General features: G+C 71.9%; 15 protein-coding genes and 1 pseudogene. 3 read left to right on the top strand and 13 right to left on the bottom strand.

Annotated elements, in window-relative coordinates:
- Nucleotides 1-59 precede the first annotated feature (59 nt).
- The 7 genes from AB0230_RS02975 to AB0230_RS02945 form a co-directional block, all read right to left on the bottom strand.
- Nucleotides 60-830: an alpha/beta hydrolase gene (locus tag AB0230_RS02975; RefSeq protein ID WP_366373885.1), complete on the bottom strand. Its 771-nt coding sequence runs from the start codon at nucleotides 828-830 to the stop codon at nucleotides 60-62.
- Nucleotides 831-939: 109 nt separating this feature from the next.
- Nucleotides 940-2,091 carry a mannitol-1-phosphate 5-dehydrogenase gene (locus tag AB0230_RS02970; protein WP_366373883.1) on the bottom strand — a complete coding sequence of 384 codons (1,152 nt, stop codon included), beginning with the start codon at nucleotides 2,089-2,091 and terminating at the stop codon, nucleotides 940-942.
- On the bottom strand, nucleotides 2,088-2,525 hold the full coding sequence (locus AB0230_RS02965; protein ID WP_363578688.1) for a PTS sugar transporter subunit IIA: 438 nt from the start codon (nucleotides 2,523-2,525) through the stop codon (nucleotides 2,088-2,090). Before AB0230_RS02965 ends, AB0230_RS02970 begins: the two co-directional genes overlap by 4 nt.
- A 104-nt stretch (nucleotides 2,526-2,629) precedes the next feature.
- Entirely contained in the window at nucleotides 2,630-4,294 is a 1,665-nt protein-coding gene (locus AB0230_RS02960; protein WP_363578689.1) for a PTS mannitol transporter subunit IICB, read from the bottom strand.
- Between the two features lie 99 nt (nucleotides 4,295-4,393).
- Complete coding sequence (gene ptsP / locus AB0230_RS02955; RefSeq protein ID WP_363393168.1) at nucleotides 4,394-6,079, bottom strand: phosphoenolpyruvate--protein phosphotransferase; 1,686 nt, start codon at nucleotides 6,077-6,079, stop codon at nucleotides 4,394-4,396.
- 14 nt (nucleotides 6,080-6,093) lie between these two features.
- Nucleotides 6,094-6,369, bottom strand: a complete 276-nt coding sequence (locus AB0230_RS02950; protein ID WP_076674181.1) for an HPr family phosphocarrier protein — start codon at nucleotides 6,367-6,369, stop codon at nucleotides 6,094-6,096.
- A 17-nt stretch (nucleotides 6,370-6,386) separates the two neighbouring features.
- Entirely contained in the window at nucleotides 6,387-6,713 is a 327-nt protein-coding gene (locus tag AB0230_RS02945) for a PTS sugar transporter (RefSeq protein WP_315993362.1), read from the bottom strand.
- 202 nt (nucleotides 6,714-6,915) lie between these two features.
- On the opposite strand from AB0230_RS02945, the gene AB0230_RS02940 reads away from it, so the two are divergent.
- Nucleotides 6,916-8,844 (top strand): PTS sugar transporter subunit IIA, encoded by a 1,929-nt coding sequence (locus AB0230_RS02940; protein ID WP_366373880.1) that lies wholly within the window; start codon nucleotides 6,916-6,918, stop codon nucleotides 8,842-8,844.
- Between the two features lie 100 nt (nucleotides 8,845-8,944).
- Here AB0230_RS02940 and AB0230_RS02935 read toward each other — a convergent pair whose 3' ends face one another.
- The 4 genes and pseudogenes from AB0230_RS02935 to AB0230_RS02920 form a co-directional block, all read right to left on the bottom strand.
- Entirely contained in the window at nucleotides 8,945-9,736 is a 792-nt protein-coding gene (locus tag AB0230_RS02935; protein ID WP_366373878.1) for a hypothetical protein, read from the bottom strand.
- Nucleotides 9,737-9,787: 51 nt separating this feature from the next.
- Nucleotides 9,788-9,892: pseudogene (locus tag AB0230_RS02930) on the bottom strand (hypothetical protein); the annotation flags it as partial.
- Between the two features lie 183 nt (nucleotides 9,893-10,075).
- Nucleotides 10,076-11,767, bottom strand: a complete 1,692-nt coding sequence (locus AB0230_RS02925) for a phospho-sugar mutase (RefSeq protein ID WP_363578692.1) — start codon at nucleotides 11,765-11,767, stop codon at nucleotides 10,076-10,078.
- Nucleotides 11,764-12,597 carry a purine-nucleoside phosphorylase gene (locus AB0230_RS02920; RefSeq protein WP_363578693.1) on the bottom strand — a complete coding sequence of 278 codons (834 nt, stop codon included), beginning with the start codon at nucleotides 12,595-12,597 and terminating at the stop codon, nucleotides 11,764-11,766. Before AB0230_RS02920 ends, AB0230_RS02925 begins: the two co-directional genes overlap by 4 nt.
- 108 nt (nucleotides 12,598-12,705) lie before the next feature.
- Between AB0230_RS02920 and AB0230_RS02915 the strand changes: the two genes are divergently transcribed.
- Entirely contained in the window at nucleotides 12,706-14,166 is a 1,461-nt protein-coding gene (locus tag AB0230_RS02915; protein ID WP_366373876.1) for an NAD(P)H-quinone dehydrogenase, read from the top strand.
- A gap of 350 nt (nucleotides 14,167-14,516) precedes the next feature.
- Here AB0230_RS02915 and AB0230_RS02910 read toward each other — a convergent pair whose 3' ends face one another.
- Both AB0230_RS02910 and AB0230_RS02905 read right to left on the bottom strand, forming a co-directional pair.
- Nucleotides 14,517-16,283 carry a biotin carboxylase N-terminal domain-containing protein gene (locus AB0230_RS02910; protein WP_366373874.1) on the bottom strand — a complete coding sequence of 589 codons (1,767 nt, stop codon included), beginning with the start codon at nucleotides 16,281-16,283 and terminating at the stop codon, nucleotides 14,517-14,519.
- 77 nt (nucleotides 16,284-16,360) lie between these two features.
- Nucleotides 16,361-17,008, bottom strand: a complete 648-nt coding sequence (locus AB0230_RS02905) for a Maf family protein (protein ID WP_315993355.1) — start codon at nucleotides 17,006-17,008, stop codon at nucleotides 16,361-16,363.
- A gap of 269 nt (nucleotides 17,009-17,277) precedes the next feature.
- Here AB0230_RS02905 and AB0230_RS02900 point away from each other — a divergent pair, with 269 nt between their 5' ends.
- Nucleotides 17,278-18,540 (top strand): TRAM domain-containing protein, encoded by a 1,263-nt coding sequence (locus tag AB0230_RS02900; protein WP_315993354.1) that lies wholly within the window; start codon nucleotides 17,278-17,280, stop codon nucleotides 18,538-18,540.
- Nucleotides 18,541-18,547 lie beyond the last annotated feature (7 nt).

Below are 18,547 nucleotides of genomic sequence, written 5' to 3'. Positions count from 1 at the left end.
CCCGGGAACGGCGTGTCTTGGACACTCACCGCCGTGTGCGGCGAGAGACGGGGCGGCGGTCAGGGACGGGGGAGGAACCCCGCGAGCTGCTCGGCGATCACCCGGTCGACCTCGGCCGGACCGGCGGTGGGGGTGCCATCGCCCGGCTGCGGGCCGTACGCGCCGAACGACGCGTGCGAGGCACCGGGGATCTCGACGAAGGCGGCATCCGCGGGCAGTTCGCCCTTGGCATCCGCGATCTTCTGCGGGGTCGACAGCCCGTCTTCCGAGCCCGACAGGCTCAGGACGGGGAGCCCGGATGCCGAGAGGTCGTTCGCGCAGTACGAGGCGAACAGCACGAGCGCGTCGGCGTCGGTCGCGAGCTGGCACGCGCGCACGCCGCCGAGCGAGTGGCCGCCCACCGCCCAGGTCGAGACGTCGGGCGCGAGGTCGGTGAACGTCGACAGCGGACGGGGGTCGAAGAAGGCGAGGTTGAGCCACGGCTTCGTGATCACGACCGTGACGCCGTCGTCGACGACGACGTCGGCGAGGGTGGCGATGTAGCCCTCCGCCTGCACCTTCGCGCCCGGGATGAACACCAGTCCCTGGCCGGTCGCTCCCGCGGTGGGGGAGATCACGATCCCCGCACCGTCGTCGGTGATCGTCAGCCCGGGATCCGCCTCGGCCGAGGCGAGCGGGCCCGGTTCGGCGCCCATGACACCGACCTGACTGTAGATCAGGATGCCGCCGACCAGCACCACGACGAGGGCGCCCAGGCCGCCGAGGGTCCACCGCAGCCATCGGCGACGGCGGCGGGGAGCAGGGGCGGCGGGGGCAGTGCTGTCTGTCACGTATTCGAGCGTATCCCCGGCCGCCGGCCGTGCAGCGTCGGTCCTGCCCGCGAACACGACACCGCCGACGCGCCGCCCGATGCGGCCGCGTCGGCGGTGTCGGAAGGGCTCAGGCCGGGAGAGCCGTCTGCCGGGCGGCGACGACCTCGACGATCCGGGCGAACAGCGGGTGCGCGGCGTCGAGTCCGGTCACCTGCGCCGTGAAGGCGTCGGCGTCGAGCTCGCGCAGCAGGCGCTGCAGCTCGACGGCCTGGGCGTCTTCGGCATCCTGGAACTCCAGGGCCGCGGCCATCGCGGCGACGAGCGCATCGACGCTCAGGCCCCGCTCGATCGCCTCGGCCGCGGGTCCCACGAAACGCTCGTGCCGCGAGAGCTTGCGCAGCGGCTGCCGTCCGACGCGCCACACGGTGTCGGGCAGCGCGGTGTTGCGGAAGCGGCGCAGGATCGTCGCGCGGTACTCGCCCTGCACGCCGGCATCCAACTCGTGCTTCTGCACGAGCAGCGCGCTGGTCTCCTCGAGCGCCGCCTCGACCTTGGCCGAGATGGCCGGGTCGGCGAGGGCATCGGAGATGCGCTCGATGCCCGCCTGCGCCCCGAAGTACGCCGTGGTGGCGTGACCGGTGTTGACCGTGAAGAGCTTGCGCTCGATGTAGGGCTCGAGGTCGTCGACGAAGTGCGCGCCGGGGATGTGCGGAGGGGTGTCGCCGAACGGGGCCCGCTCGATCGCCCACTCGTAGAACGGCTCGACGGTGACGTCGACGCCGCCCTGAGCCTGGGCCGGCACGATGCGGTCGACCGCGGTGTTCGCGAAGACGGCCCGGGACGCCAGGGCATCCCACGACTCGCCGGCGAGCTCGACGACGTGTTCGCGGAGCTGGTCGGTCGCGCCGATGGCGTTCTCGCAGGCCATGATCTGCAGCGCCGGCAGCGACGGGTCGCGCAGCGCGAGACCGGCCACGATGTGCGGAGCCACGAACTTCAGGATGGTCGGGCCGACGGCGGTGGTCACCACGTCGGCGGTGGCGATCTCGTCGACGAGGGCCTCGGCATCCACCGAGCTGTCGATCGCGCGGAAGTTCGTCACCTGCTTGTCGACGCCGCCCTCGCCCACCTCGTGGACCGTGTACGACGTCGCGTCGTTGATGGCGGACACCAGCGCCGCGGAGACGTCGGAGAACACGAGGTCGTACCCGCCCTCGTGCAGCAGGAGGCCGACGAAGCCGCGGCCGATGTTGCCCGCGCCGAAGTGGACGGCCTTCATGCGTTGACGGAGCCCGCGAGGGCCTCGTAGAGCTCCTCGGGGGAGGAGGCGGCCTTCAGGCGCGCGACGTCGTCCTCCTCGGAGAAGAGGATGGCGATCTGCGACAGGATCTCGAGGTGCTCGTCGCCCTTGCCGGCGATGCCGATGACGAAGGTGACGGGTTCCCCGCCCCAGTCCACGCCGCCGTCGTACCGCACGACCGACAGACCGGACTCGAGGATCGCCTGCTTGGTCTCGTTGGTGCCGTGGGGGATGGCGAGCTCGTTGCCCATGTAGGTGGACACGGTCTGCTCGCGCTGCTGCATGGCGGCGAAGTAGTCGGCGGTCACCGAACCGGTGGCCTGCAGCAGATCGGCCGCCTCTTTCATCGCCTCCTCGCGGGTGGCGCTTCCGGGGTGGATGCGGACGGATTCGATGCGGAGGACGTTCGACATGGTTCTCGCCTTTCTCGTCGTGCTGTCCAGCCTCGCAAAACGCGGGCCGGACGGGAAGACGCCAGGGGCCGGGCTGACGCTCCGACCCCTGGCGTGCTATTGGGTTACTTGGCCTCGTGCTGCGAGCGGACCATCTCCACGACCTCGTCGTACCGCGGCGAGTTCATGAAGTTGTCCACCGAGACGTGCACGGAGTCGGGCGACTGCGCCTTCGCGCGGTCGGTGAGCTGGTTCTGCGTGATGACCAGGTCGGCCGAGCCGTCGAGGTTCGCGATGGCCTGGTTGGTGACCGTGACCCCCTCGATGCCGGCCTTCTTGATCTTGTTGCGCAGGACGCTCGCGCCCATGGCGGAGGAGCCCATGCCGGCGTCGCAGGCGAACACGATGGTGTTCAGCTGCTTCGTGGCGACCCCGCCCCCGAGACCGCCCAGCGCGGCGTCGACGTCGTGGTCGGCCGACTCGGTGGTACCCGAACCGGTGGTGCCGGCAGCGCGCGTGCGGAGGGCGCCGAGCGCCGACGACTCCTTGCCCTTGTTGGCGGCGGTCTGGTCGATGGCCGCGGCGAAGCTGTCGCCCTCGGCCTCCTGGTCGCGCTTGCGCGAGGCCCGGAGGATGACACCGGCGACGAGGAAGGTCACCACGGCGGCGACGATCACCGACAGGTAGACCACCAGCAGGTTGGCGGGGCCGGCGCCGATGGCGGCGACGGTGACGGCGATGATGCTGCCGGGAGCGGCCGGGAAGGCCAGGCCGCCGCCGAAGATCATGTTGACCGCGACGCCCGAGGCGCCACCCGCGATGAGGGCGAGGATCGTCATCGGCTTGGCGAGGGCGTAGGGGAAGTAGATCTCGTGGATGCCGCCGAGGAACTGGATCACGATGGCGCCGGGAGCCGAGGCCTTGGCCGCACCCACGCCGAAGAACGTGAACGCGAGCAGCAGACCCAGGCCGGGGCCGGGGTTCGCCTCGATGAGGAAGAGGATCGACTTGCCGGTGTCAGCCGCCTGCTCGATGCCGAGCGGGGTGAAGACGCCGTGGTTGATGGCGTTGTTGAGGAACAGCACCTTGGCCGGCTCGACGATGATCGACAGCACCGGGAGCAGGTTGAACTGCACGAGGAACGCGACGATGCTGCCGAGGACCGCGCTGATGCCGAGGAAGACGGGACCGAAGGCGAAGAAGCCGACGATCGCGAGGATCATGCCGAGGATGCCGGCGGAGAAGTTGTTCACGAGCATCTCGAAGCCGGGGCGGATCTTGCCGTCCCACAGCTTGTCCATCTGCTTGGTGATCCAGGCCGCGAGCGGGCCCATGATCATCGCGCCGAGGAACATCGGGATGTTGGTGCCCACGATCACGCCCATGACGGCGATGGTCGCGACCACGCCACCGCGCGCGCCGTAGACGATGCGTCCACCGGTGTTGGCGATGAGCAGGGGCAGCAGGTAGGTGATCATGACGCTGACCAGGCCGACGTAGCCCTGGTAGGTGCCGCCGTCGGCGTTCGCGGTCAGCGCGGTCGCTGCTCCGGGCCAGCCGATGGTGGCGGCGTCACCGCCGCCGCCGAGGATCTCGGCGACCGGGGCCCAGTGCCAGCCGAAGGGGCTGTTCGCACCGAAGAACCCGGCGGGGATGAAGAGCATGGTGATGAAGCCCCATGCGATGAATGCCGCGATGTTCGGCATGATCATGCCGGAGAGGAACGTGCCGAATCGCTGAACCGCGATCCGAGCCCCTCCCGGCTTCTTGGCGGGTGACGTCGTCGTCATTGCTGTGTCTCCTTGGTAGGTGCACGGCGGGAGCCGCGCGATGGGGGTACGGCGTGCGCCGCGGTGCAGAAGGGGGCGGCGGTCGCCGCCCCCGGGGGTTTACGGGGTGGGAACGAGAGCGGAGGCAGCCTGGGCGGCCTCGCGGGCGGATGCCGCGTCGTCGGCGGACAGGGCGGCCTCGGCGATGCGGCGGGCGTCGTCGAGGGTGTGACGGAGAAGGGTCGCGCGCACGTCGGCGAGGGCCGTGGGGGCCATCGACAGCGTGGTCGCGCCGAGTCCGACGAGGACGACGGCGAGCAGCGGATCGGCCGCGGCCTCGCCGCAGATGCCGACGGGCTTCCCGTGCGCCTGGCCCGCGGCCCCGACCTCGCGGATGAGGCGGAGGACGGCCGGATGCCACGGGTCCTGGAACGACGCGACCGAACCGAGCAGGCGGTCGGCGGCGAGCGTGTACTGCGTCAGGTCGTTCGTGCCGATCGAGGCGAAGTCCGCGATCTGGAGGATGCGATCCGCCAGGAGCGCGGAGGAGGGGACCTCGACCATGACGCCGGTCGTCTTGAGGCCGTAGTCCTTCGCGAGTGCCGTGAAGTAGCGGGTCTCCTCCACGGTGGAGACCATGGGCGCCATGACCCACAGGTCGGCGGGGCCGGCCTCGGACGCGCGGGTCGCGGCATCCGCTTCGGCGAGGGCGGTCAGCTGCTCGCGCAGGATGTCCTCGCTGGCGCGGAGGGCACGAAGGCCCCGGAGGCCCAGCGCGGGGTTCTCCTCGTGCGCGTCATTGAGGAAGGGCAGCGGCTTGTCGGCGCCGGCGTCGAGCACGCGCACGACGACCTTCTTGCCGGGGAAGGCGCTCAGCAGCTCGGTGTACGCCGCGCGCTGCTCCTCGACGGTGGGAGCCGAGCTGGAGCTGAGGAACAGGAACTCGGTGCGGAACAGGCCCACGCCCTCCGCGCCCAGCTCCACGGCCTCGGCGGCACCGCCGGGCTTTCCGAGGTTGGCCAGCAGGGGCACCTTCGTGCCGTCGGCGAGGGCGCCGTCGGTGATGGGGGCGGATGCCGCGGCCGCACGGGCCTCGGCACGGTTCGCCGCGCGGGTCTTCTCGTCGTCGGTCGGGTCGACGGTGACGACGCCGGCGGCGGCATCCACGATCACCGACTGCCCGTCGACGAGGTCCTTCGCACCGCTCGCACCGACCACGGCGACGATCGACTTCTCGCGCGCGAGGATCGCGGTGTGCGAGGTCGGCCCGCCCTCGGTGGTGACCAGGGCCAGCACCTTGTCGAGGTCGAGCAGGGCGGTGTCGGCGGGGGCGAGGTCTTTGGCGACCAGCACGAACGGGTGGCCGGGATCCGGGATGCCGGGGGCCGCGACACCGCGAAGCCGTGCGATCACGCGCTGGGCGACGTCGTCGAGGTCGGCGGCGCGCTCGCCGAGGTAGCCGCCGAGGGCCACGAGCTGCTCGCGGAACGAGGCGAAGGCGTCGTGCACGGCGAACTCGCCCGTCTTGCCGCTCGCGAGGCGGCTGTCGACCTCGGCCTCGAGAGTCGGGTCCTCGGCGATCATCGCCTGCGCCTCGAGCACGTCGCGGGCGGCGCCGCCCGCCTGCGCGCCGCGGGCCTCGAGCTCGCGCGCGACGGCGCCGATCGCCTCGCGGACGCGGGCGGTCTCGTCCTCGACGCTCAGCTCGCTCTTCGCATCCTTCGGGGCGGGCAGGGGCTCGGCCATGCGCGCGATGGGTCCCTGGGCGACGCCCAGTCCGATTCCGACTCCACGGAGTTCCGTCATGGTGTGTGTCTTCCTTACTCGGCGTCGTGGTCGGTGGTCAGCAGCTCGGCGAGGCGCTCGAGCGTCGCGTCGGCGTTGTCGCCGTCGGCGGTCAGGGTGACGTAGTCGCCCTGCTCCAGCCCCAGCGCGATGATGCCGAGGATGCTCGCGGCGTTGATGGGGGAGCCCGCGTCCTTGGCGAGGGTCACCGGGATGCCGGATTCCTTCGCCGCCTGCGCGAACAGCTTCGCGGGGCGCGCGTGCAGGCCGTGCGACGATCCGATGCGGACGGTGCGGGTCAGATGGGGCATGGGTCTCTCCGTCGAACTCAGATCGTGTCCGCCGGCTGGCGGGAGCGCAGGGAGTCCTCGACCAGGGCGAGGGTTCGGGTGCCGCTGAGGTCGGCGAAGACGTCGTCCGGGAGCAGCACGACGGTGGCACCGCGCGCTTCGGCGTCGCGGCGGATGTGCGGGAGATCGTCGGCCAGGTGCGGGCCGACGAGCACGACGTCGGCGCCATCGAGGTCGATGGGCAGCGATCGCGCGGTCCCGGCCGAGGCGTTGTAGTCGAGGCCGCGGTCCCGCGCAGCACGACGGACGCGCTGCGCCACGAACGTGCTCGACGCACCCGCTCCACACACCACGAGGATCCTCATCGACCGGCCTTTCTTCCTCTCGATTGTGCGCACCCGCCTCACAGGAGACAACCAGGTTCGTTTCCCACCCCCCGGAACGCGGATGCCGCGGCCCCGCGCGCTCGCGCCGCGGGTGCCGTCGCGCGCGTTCCCGCGCCCGGTGGGGAGGGGCGTGAAAGGATGGACGGATCGCCGCCCACCGGGGCGGCGCGGAGGACGGATCGTGACGACGAAGGCTCGCCAAGACCGCCTGCTGGCCCTGTTGCTGCGGGACGGGGAATGGTCGACCGCCGCATCGCTGGCGGACGCGCTCGGGGTCACACCGCGCAGCATCCGGTCGTACGTCACGGCGATCAACGCCCGGGTGTCGTCCGGTGCCGCGATCGAGTCGGGTCCCCTGGGGTACCGCGCGGGCGGCGATGCCGCGGCGGCGCTGCGTTCCCTCTCCGGGTCGGATGCCGGCACCCCGCGCGACCGCCTGCACACCCTCGTGCGGCGCCTGCTCGACTCCGCCGACGGCATCGACGTCTTCGACACCGCCGACGCGCTGCACGTGAGCACCGCCACCCTCGAGGCCGACCTGTCGCGCGTGCGCGGCCTTCTCGGCGGGACCGAGCTGACGCTGGAGCGCTCGGCATCCACCGCCCGTCTGCGCGGGACCGAGGTCGCCCAGCGGCGCCTGCTGTCGAAGCTCGCGCACGACGAGATGGATGCCGGCCTGTTCGATCTCGACGCGCTGCGGCGCACGCTCGGCGAGCGCTCGGTCGGGGCGCGGGCGTTCGGTCCGTTCAAGGCGGAGCTCGTCGCCGAGCTGGGGGCGCTCGGCTACTACGTGAACGAGATCGGCATCGGCGACGTCGTGATGCACATCGCGATCGCCGCCGACCGCACCACCCGCGACCGCGCGCTCGGGTCTCCCGGCGGCGACTCCTCCGACGCCGCCGCGGCGGTGGTCGAGCTGCTCGACCGCCTGACCGTCAAGCACATCGGCGTGCAGCTCGGCTCGGGCGACCTCCGCCACCTCGCCACCCTCGTGCTGACGCGCATCGTCGCCCCGGGCTCGCCGGGCGGCGACGACGTGCGCGCGCGCCTCGACCCCGCGGTGGAGGCGGCCGTTCGGCTGGTCGTCGACAACGCGGCATCCGAGTTCCTCGTCGACATCGCGCACGACGACTTCATCCTGCGGCTGGCGCTGCACGTGCAGAACCTCCTCGCCCGATCCCGGGAGCAGGCGTGGTCGCGCAATCCGCTGACGCGGTCGCTGAAGTCGACGTATCCGATGATCTTCGAGGTCGCCGTGTACATCGCCAAGGGTCTGCAGGACGGTCTCGGCATCCCGATCCTCGACGACGAGATCGCCTACATCGCCATGCACGTCGGCGGGCGCCTTGAGCGCAGCCGTCGCGCCGACCAGCTGTTGACGGCGACCATCGTGTGCCCCGGGTACTACGAACTCCACGAGCTGCTGCGCTCGAGCGTCGACCGCTCCCTCGGGCAGGCGATCGAGGTCGTCGGCGTCGAGACGCGCATCGACCCGGCGTGGGATGCGATCGAGACCGACCTCGTGCTGACCACGATCGACCCGCCGCGGCCCGGTGACCGGTTCGTGCGGATCCAGCCGTTCCTCACCGACGCCGACGTCGAACGCGTCCAGGCCGCTGCGGGACGCATCCGCCGCGGGCGACGCCTGGCGCGCCTGCGCGATGAGCTCGAGCGCTACTTCGCACCGGGCGCGTTCGTGCGGGGCCTGGATGCCGCCGACGGCGAGGCCGGCGTCATCCGTCGCCTGGGCGGTCTGCTCGTGGAGCAGGGCGTCATCGACGAGGCCTACGTCGCCCGTGCGGTGGAGCGCGAGTCGATCTCGTCGACCGCGTTCACCGACGCCCTCGCCGTGCCGCACGCGATGGGGATGACCGCGACGCAGACCCGCATCGCCATCGGCATCGCCGACCCTTCCATCGCGTGGGGCGAGGGACGCGTGCAGGTGGTGGCTCTCGTGGCGTTCAGCGAGACCGACCGCGAGGCCTTCCAGACGGTGTTCGAGCAGTTCGTCGAGGTCTTCAGCGAGCGCGACAGCGTGCAGCGCATCGTCCGCCGCGCGACGTCGTTCCCGGCCTTCCTGGACGAGCTGGTCGCGGTGATCGACGGCTGACGCGGCCTTCCCGGGTTTGGCGCGCGATGTCGCGTTCGGGGCGCGGAATACTCCGCCCCGAACGGAACCGTGCGCCCCGAAGCGCGCGTTGAGGGCGCGATCAGGGGAGTGGGATGTGGAACGCCCGCAGGCGGGAGGGCAGAGTCGCGGCGTCGCGGAGGTGGGGCCAGCCCCAGCGGACGACGGGCCTTCCGGTGGCTCCGCGTATCCAGTCCTCGCGTTGCTTCTCGTCGAGCACCACCTCGGCCGCCGTCCGACCACCGCGGACGCCGTCATCGACGTACTTCCCGCGCCCGTCGAACTCTCCCCAGGCGTTCACGTCCTCGATGCCGAAGTCGACGTCGTACGAGCCTCCCGTGGGCGTCGCCACCAGGATCTGCAGACGCAGCGACCGGAAGCCGAGCTCAGTTAGGCGGATGCGGCTGATGCTCTCCCCGGGAAGCTGCGCGCGACCGTCAGCGAATGCGAGCGCGCGTGCTGCTCTTGCGCGACCGTGCGCCGACCGCATCGAGATCGCGAGTGCCGCGGCTCTGAGTGCGTGCGCCGCGTCTTCGTCATACCCTCCGTTGCCTCGGCCCGCCGTTTGTCGTAGTGCGCCGTCGAGCGAGCACACCGCGTTCTCAAAGGGCGAGGTACGTGCGACATCGGCCATGGTGCGGGTGAGGGCGGTCATCTTGAGGCCGTTCCTCTCCACGACCTCGTCCGGCTGGAGTTCTCCCCGGTGCCGGACGGCTGACGCGATCGGGCCCCGGCGATGCTCGTCGAGGATCAGGTGGACGCGCTCGCCCGAGGGCGGATGCACGGGGAGGCCGTGAAGTGCGGCGGCCGTCTGATGGGAGAACACGGGCGCCTCGCTGCACATCAGCGCGAGTGCCCGGGCGCGAACGACCATCCACTGTTCGGGACGGAGGCTCGCGGCTCGCTGAGGGTCGACGTAGACGCCGGGACGCACGCGCTCCAGGACCCCGGCGCGAAGCCGGGCGTCGAGGCCGTGCCGGTCGATTCCCGCCTCGAGCAGCTCAGCCCGGCGGAGGAGGGGAGCTCGAATGCTGCATCCATCGCCCCACCTTCGCGAAGTCCACTTTCGCGTGGTGCCGTCGCTCGTTGCCGCGGTGGATAACCGCCGCTGTGGAGAACACCTCGATCGGGTTTGGGGCGCGTTCTACCGTTTGGGGCGCGGAATACCCCGCCCCGAACGGAATCGCGCGCCCCAAACCAGGAGAACGCCGCCTCAGCGCACCGAAACCAGCAGCTCCTCGGCGCCGGCGCGCAGCGCGGCGAGGCGCCGCGCGGCCTTCTTCGCCGACGAACCGCGCACGTCGAGGTACAGCTTGAGCTTGGGCTCGGTTCCGCTCGGGCGCACGATGAGGCGCGAGCCGTCGTCGAGCCACAGTCGCAGCACGTCTCCGGGGGGCAGGCCGTCGACGCCCTGCAGCAGGTCGTCGATGCGCGACACCGCGACCTCGCCGACGGCGGACGGGGGCTGGGCGCGAAGGGATGCCATGATCCCGGCGATCTCGCTCACGTCGCTCACGCGGATCGAGATCTGGTCGCTCGCGAACGCGCCGAACGTCTCACGGAACTCCTGCAGCAGGTCCGCGACCGTGCGGCCCTCGGCGCGCGCCGCGGACGCCATGCCGAGAAGCGCCACGGCGGCGGAGATGCCGTCCTTGTCGCGCACCGTGCCGGGGTTCACGAGGTAGCCGAGGGCCTCCTCGAACCCGAACACCATGCCCGGTGCCCGCGAGATCCACTTGAAGCCCGTGAGGGTCGAGTGGAAGTCCAGACCGTAGTGCTCCGCGACCGCCTGCAGCCCGGGCGACGAGACGAGCGAGCAGGCGAGGGATGCCGCAGCCCCGGGACCGTCCGCATCGGAGCCGCCCGAGCCGGCCGCGGCCCGCGCCGCGCGCCACCCCAGCAGCAGACCGATCTCGTTGCCGGTGAGCCGGCGCCACCCGCCCTCGGCGTCGGCGTCGGGGATCGCGACGGCCAGGCGGTCGGCATCCGGGTCGTTGGCGATGACGAGCTCGGCGTCGACGGCGCGCGCGGTCTCGAACGACAGGTCCATGGCCCCGGGCTCTTCGGGGTTGGGGAACGCGACGGTCGGGAAGCGCCCGTCGGGGTGGATCTGCGCCTCGACGACCGTGGGCTGGGGGTAGCCGGCTTCGGTGAGCACGCGCGAGACGGTCTCCCATCCGACGCCGTGCATGGCGGTGTAGACCCAGGTCAGGCCCTCGGCGCCGGTGGGCGCGGGCGCCACCGCGGCGGTCGCGGCGACGTAGGCCTCGACGACCGACTCCGGGGCGTTGGCGTAGCCCACCGAGCGGGGCAGCACGGTGACGTCGCCCTCGTCGGCGATCCGCTGGATGTGGGCGGCGATCTCCGCATCGGCGGGGGAGACGATCTGTGCGCCCTCGTCGGCGCCGCCGAGGTAGACCTTGTAGCCGTTGTCGTCGGGCGGGTTGTGGCTGGCGGTGACCATGACGCCCGCGTCGGCACCGAGGTGGCGCACGGCGAAGGCGAGCACGGGCGTGGGCAGCAGGCGGGGGAGCAGGATGGCGTTCAGTCCCGCGCCGGCGAAGATCTCGACCGAGTCGCGCGCGAACACGTCCGAGTTGCGACGCCCGTCGTACCCGACCACGACGGTCGGAGTGCCCGACGACCGCTCGCGCAGGTACGCCGCGAATCCCGCCGCCGCCTGGGCGACGAGCACCCGGTTCATGCGGTTGGGGCCGGCGCCGAGCGTGCCGCGCAGTCCCGCCGTCCCGAACGCCAGGCGGGTGGAGAAGCGATCCTCCAGGTCCGCCGCAGCCTCGGCATCCCCCGTCTCGACGCGGGCGACGAGGTCCTCCAGCTCGGCCCGGGTCACGGCATCCGGGTCCTGTGCGATCCAGGCCCGCGCGGCGTCGAGGTGGGCGTTCACAACGCGCCGATCACGCGCGCGAGCAGCGCGGAGATGACGGGCTCGGCCTCGCGGCCGGCCTCGAGCACCTCTTCGTGGCTGAGGGGGGTCTTCTGGATGCCGGCGGCCAGGTTCGTGATGAGCGAGAAGCCGAGGATCTCCATGCCGGCCTGGCGGGCGGCGATCGCCTCGAGAGCGGTGGACATGCCCACGATGTGGCCGCCGATGGTCTTGGCCATCTGCACCTCGGCCGGCGTCTCGTAGTGCGGCCCGCGGAACTGCGTGTAGACGCCCTCGTCGAGGGTCGGGTCGATCGATCGCGCGAGCTCCCGCAGGCGGGTCGAGTAGAGGTCGGTGAGGTCGATGAAGGTCGCGCCCTCGAGGGGGGAGTCGGCGGTGAGGTTGATGTGGTCGCTGATGAGCACCGGCTGGCCGGGCTTCCACGTCTCGCGGATGCCGCCCGCGCCGTTGGTGAGGATCATGGTGGTCGCACCGGTCGCCGCCGCGGTCCGGACGCTGTGCACGACCCGGCGCACGCCGTGGCCCTCGTAGTAGTGGGTGCGCGCTCCGATGACGAGGACGTTCTTGCCGCCCGGGGTGCGGACGCTGCGCAGGGTGCCGACGTGGCCCTCCAGCGCGGGCTTGCTGAAGCCGGTGACCTCGGTGGCGGGGAACGACGCCGTCTCCTCGCCGATGAGTTCGGCGGCGCGCCCCCAGCCCGACCCGAGGGTCACGGCGATGTCGTGGTGCTCGACCCCGGAGAGGCGGGCGATGTCGGCCGCTGCGGCCGCGGCGACCTCGAAGGGGTCGACCGCCGGGTCGTCGAGCGGGTGAGATGTGCTGTTGGACATTCCCCCACTCTAGAAACTGCGGGGCCCGCGGGCCAGACGGCACACGCGTGCGGTCAGCGTGTCGGACCGACCTGGGTGGCGCATCGGCATCCGCCCAGCGCTGACAGAATGGATGCCATGGTGCAGAGCTTCGAGCGCAAGCAGTCCGTGGCGATCGTCGGCGGCGGCCCCGGCGGATACGAGGCGGCCCTTTCCGCGGCTCAGCTCGGCGCCGACGTCACCCTCGTCGAGCGCGCGGGAGTCGGCGGCTCGGCGGTCATCACCGACGTCGTGCCCTCGAAGACCCTCATCGCCACGGCCGACGCGGCCGTCGCGATCCGCAACGCGAGCAGCCTCGGCGTGCAGCTCTTCGCGAAAGACGACCGCGGCAAGCCGCTGACCCCCGAGGTCGCGATCAACCTCGCCGCGGTCAACCAGCGTCTGCTCTCGCTCGCGCGCCAGCAGTCCGACGACATGCGCGCCTCGTTGCTCGAGGCGGGCGTCCGCATCATCTCCGGGCACGGCCGCCTCGACGGCAACGGCGCCGTGGTGGTCTCGACCGAGGCCGGCGGCACCGATTTCGACCGGGTCGAGGCCGAGACCCTCGTCGTCTCGGTCGGGGCGTCTCCCCGCGAGCTCCCCTCGGCCAAGCCCGACGGTGAGCGCATCCTCACGTGGACGCAGCTCTACAACATGAAGTCGGTCCCCACCCACCTCATCGTGGTGGGCTCGGGCGTCACCGGCGCCGAGTTCGCCTCGGCGTACATGAACCTCGGTGCCAAGGTCACGCTCGTCTCGAGCCGCGACCAGGTGCTGCCCGGAGAAGACCAGGATGCCGCGGCGGTGCTCGAGCGCGTCTTCCAGCGCGGAGGCATGACGCTGCTGGCCAAGGCGCGCGCCGAGTCGGTGGTGAACACGGGCGACGGCGTCACCGTGACCCTGGCGGACGGACGCACGATCGAGGGCAGCCACTGCCTCATGGCGGTGGGCTCCATCCCGAACACCGCGGGGCTCGGCCTCGAGCAGGCGGGGGTGCAGATGACGGCATCCGGACACATCCGCGTGAACCGCGTTGCGCGCACCTCGGTGCCGAACATCTACGCCGCCGGCGACTGCACGAACTTCTACCCCCTGGCATCCGTCGCCTCGATGCAGGGGCGCCAGGCGATCTTCCACGCGCTGGGCGACATCGTCATCCCGCTCGAGACCCGCCGCATCACGGCCAACATCTTCACGGCGCCCGAGATCGCCACCGTCGGCTTCAGCGAGCAGGACGTCATCGACGGCCGCATCGCCGGCAAGGTGCGAAAGCTCCCGCTGTCGGCGAACCCGCGCGCCAAGATGCAGGGCATCACCGACGGCTTCGTCAAGCTGATCGCCCGCGAGGGCAGCGGCACGGTCATGGGCGGCGTCATCGTCGGCCCCAAGGCATCCGAGCTCATCTACCCGATCGCGATCGCCGTCGAGCGCCGCCTCACGGTCGACCAGGTCGCCCGCGTCTTCGCGGTGTACCCGTCGCTGACGTCGAGCATCACCGACGCCGCGCGCGCGATGCACATCGTCGACCGCGACGATCCCGGCGAGGACTGAGTGTTGCGGATGCCGCGTGCTCGCCGCATCCGTCACCGTTCCGCGTCGCGCGGGGCGTGATCCGTCACCGTTCCGCGTCGCGCGGGGTGTGGGTTCACGCATAAACGCTTCTCGCGCGCATAAACGCGCTGTGCTCGCGTTCATGTGCGTGGATCGCGTTCATGCGTGGGGTTTCGCCGCCGGGTGGGGTTCCGCGGCCCGGTGGGGCCTGGGTGTCGCGGATGCCGCGCCGTGCGGCATCCGTCACCGTTCCGCGGCGCGCGGGGCGTGGGGGTGCTCCGCACCGGCGCCCAGGAACGACGGCGCCGCGCCCCCGAAGGAGCGCGGCGCCGGTCGAACGAGACGCAACCTCAGCTGATCAACAGCAGCTGGTGCCCCGCGGACACCGTCGTTCCGGCGGTCGCGTCGATCGAGGCGACCGTCCCGTCCTTGTGGGCCTGGATGGGCTGCTCCATCTTCATGGCCTCGAGCACGACGACGAGGTCGCCCTTGACGACCTGCTGGCCCTCCTCGACCGCGACCTTGACGATCGTGGCCTGCATCGGGGACTTGACCGCGTCGCCGGTCGCCCCGGCGGCGGGCGAGGCCGCGTGGGAGCGGCGCGACGGGGGAGCGGCGGCGGGGCGACCCGCCTGCGGGGCGGCGGCGGTGATGCGGTCGGGCAGGCTCACCTCGAGGCGCTTGCCGCCGACCTCGACCACCACCGTGTGACGGCCCGTCTCCGCGGCGGGAGCGTCGAGCTCGCCGTCCCAGGCGGGGATGTCGTTGACGAACTCCGTCTCGATCCAGCGGGTGAAGACGCCGAAGGTGCCGTCCTCGGCGGTGTAGGCGGGGTCGCGCACCACCTTGCGGTGGAACGGCAGCACCGTCGGCATCCCGGCGACCTCGAACTCGTCGAGGGCGCGGCGGGCGCGCTCGAGCGCCTCGGCGCGATCACGACCGGTGACGATGATCTTCGCGAGCAGCGAGTCGAAGGCGCCCGAGACGCTGTCGCCGGCGGTGACACCGGAGTCGAGGCGGATGCCGGGACCACCGAACGTCTTGAAGACGTGGATGGGGCCGGGCTGCGGGAGGAAACCACGGCCGGGGTCCTCGCCGTTGATGCGGAACTCGATCGAGTGACCGACGGGGGCGGGGTCGTCGTAGCCGAGCTCCTCGCCCTCCGCGACGCGGAACTGCTCGCGCACGAGGTCGATACCGGTGACCTCCTCGGACACGGGGTGCTCGACCTGCAGGCGCGTGTTGACCTCGAGGAACGAGATGGTGCCGTCGGCGCCGATGAGGAACTCGCAGGTGCCCGCTCCGACGTAGCCGACCTCTTTGAGGATGGCCTTGGATGCCGAGTACAGCACCGCGTTCTGCTCCTCGCTGAGAAAGGGGGCCGGGGCCTCCTCCACCAGCTTCTGGTGACGGCGCTGCAGCGAGCAGTCGCGGGTCGAGACGACGACGACGTTGCCCGCCGAGTCGGCGAGGCACTGCGTCTCGACGTGGCGCGGCTTGTCGAGGTACTTCTCGACGAAGCACTCGCCGCGACCGAAGGCGGCGACCGCCTCGCGCGTGGCCGACTCGAACATCTCGGCGACCTCGTCGAGCGCGCGCGCGACCTTCAACCCGCGTCCTCCGCCGCCGTAGGCGGCCTTGATCGCGATGGGCAGGCCCACCTCTTCGGCGAAGGCGATGACCTCGTCGGCGCCCGAGACGGGGCCGGGCGTGCCGGGAGCGAGGGGAGCGCCGACCTTCTCGGCGACGTGTCGCGCGGTGACCTTGTCGCCGAGCGCCTCGATCGCGTCGGGCGAGGGCCCGATCCAGATGAGGCCGGCGCCGATGACGGCGCGGGCGAAGTCGGCGTTCTCGGCGAGGAACCCGTAGCCGGGGTGCACGGCGTCGGCGCCGGAGCGGCGGGCGACCGAGAGGATCTTCTCGATCGAGAGGTAGGTGTCGGCGCTGGTGGCGCCGTCGAGGGCGTACGCCTCGTCGGCGAGACGCGTGTGAAGGGCGTCGCGGTCCTGATCGGCGTAGACGGCGACGGAGGCCTTGCCCGAATCACGGGCGGCGCGGATGATTCGGACGGCGATCTCGCCGCGGTTGGCGACAAGGACCTTGGCGATCTTCGGCATTCGTCCAGCCTAGCGAGGGCGACCGCGCGTCTTTTGACACTCCTCGACAAGAAACGCCGAGAAACGTGAGCGGGTGTCTACGAACGATTCCAGAGCATGGTCCAGGAGCCGCCGAGCTCGCGAACGAGGCGGCGCACGGTCGACAGCGACATCCCCACCACCGTGGAGGGGTCGCCCTCCACGCGCTCGATGAAGGCACCGCCGAGACTGTCGACCGTGAAGGCGCCCGCCACGAGGAGCGGTTCGCCGCTGGCGACGTAGGCCGCGATCTCGTCGTCGTCGACGTCGGCGGCGAAGGTCACGGACGCCTCGGCGACGGCGTGGGCCTCGCGCGGCTCGAGGCCGGGGGAGAGGCGGAACACGCTGTGCCCGGAGTGCAGCACGCCCGTGCGCCCGCGCATCCCGCGCCAGCGCGCCGTCGCCGCATCGGCGGTGTACGGCTTGCCCAGGATCTCGTCGTCGAGCGCGAACATCGAGTCTCCGCCGATGACGAAGCCGTCGAAGAGGGGGTCCTCGTCGCGGACGCGGTGGGCGACGTCGGCGGCCTTGCGGCGCGCGAGCAGCAGAACGTGCTCGGGGGCGGGCAAGCGCCGCCCCTCGGACGCCTCGACCTCGGCGATCACCGATTCCTCGTCGACCCGGGGCGCACGCGCCTCGGGCTCGATCCCCGCCTGGCGCAGCAGCATCAGACGGGCGGGAGAAGTGGATGCCAGGCACACGCGCATGCGTCCACGCTACCGACGCGATGCCCCGGCGGAGGCCCGCAGACCTCACGTCGTGCCACAGCGAGGCGACCGAGCCTGTCGAAGCCCCCGGGCTCGCGTGGGCCCGGACCCTTCGACGGCCTCGGGCCCTGGGGCGGCGAGGTGGCTGAGCCTGTCGTCGCCGCCGCGCTCAGGATCCGGGGGCGGCGAGGTGGCTGGGCCTGTCGACGCCACCCGGCGCGAAGACCGAGGCCCGGCTGCTTCACGGCCTCGTGTGACAGGCTCGGGGGATGCACGACGGCGACCTCATCGAACTCGACATCACCGGCATCGCCCACGGCGGTGTGTTCGTCGGGCGGCACGAGGGGCGCGTCGTCTTCGTCCCCGACACCCTGCCGGGCGAGCGCATCCGTGCTCGACTCACCGACACCCGCAAGAAGGCGTTCTGGCGGGCCGAGGCGATCGAGGTGCTCGAGGCGGCGCCCGAACGGCAGCCGCACGTGTGGCAGGCGGCGGCGATCGAGGTCGATCCGTCCGAGCGGGTCGGCGGCGCCGAATTCGGACACATCGCCCTCGCCCACCAGCGGGCGCTGAAGGAGCGCGTCATCCGCGAGGCGGTCGAACGCGTCGGTCGGCTGGAGCTCCCCGTCGAGGTCGCGATCGCGGGCGACGACGCGCAGCGCGAGTCGTCCGACGGCACGGGATGGCGCACCCGCGTGAGCCTGCACGTCGACGACGGCGGACGCGTCGGCGCGTTCGCCGCCCGCTCGCACCACGTCGTCGAGACCGTCGACCTTCCCCTGGCGACCGAGGCCATCGCCCTCGCCGCGTCGGAGGTGCGGGCCGGTCGCGCCCTCCCCGGACGCATCGACCTCGTCCAGCCCGCCGACGGTCGCGTGCGCGTCCTGCCCCGTCCCGAGGGGGAGCGCCCGTCCTCGGAGCCCGAGGTGATCGAGGAGCGCGTCGGCGATCGCGTGTTCCGCGTCGGCGCCGGCGGGTTCTGGCAGGTGCACCGTCTGGCCGCCCGCACGCTGACCTCGCTCGTCTCAGCGGAGCTCACGGCATCCCTCGGCGGACTCGATCCCGACGCCACCCACCTCGACCTCTACGGCGGAGTGGGCCTGTTCGCCGCCACGCTCGGCGAGATGGGCGGGAGCGGAACGCGCGTGGTGAGCGTCGAGAGCGATCCGCGCGCCACCGAGCATGCGGGTGAGAACCTCGCGGAGTGGATCGGGGCCCGTGCCGAGACGGCGCGCGTCGACCGGTTCGTCGCGGCGCTCGCCGCCGGCGCCTCCGCCCGGGAACGCGAGCGTCTCTCTCGCGGCGTCGTGCTCCTCGATCCGCCGCGCGCCGGCGCCGGTCGCGCCGTCGTCGAGGGCATCGCCGCCCTGGCCCCGACCGCGGTCGTGTACGTCGCGTGCGACCCCGTGGCCCTCTCCCGCGATCTCGCGACCTTCGCCGAGCTCGGCTATCGGGCCGATCGCGGCATCCGGGGCGTCGATCTGTTCCCGAACTCGCACCACGTCGAGGCGGTCACCGTCCTCCGTCGCTGAAGCGCGT

The organism is Microbacterium sp. NPDC089190 (genome assembly GCF_040701795.1).
GTDB classification, from domain to species: Bacteria; Actinomycetota; Actinomycetes; order Actinomycetales; family Microbacteriaceae; genus Microbacterium; species Microbacterium galbum.
This window is presented reverse-complemented; position numbering and strand designations above follow the sequence as displayed.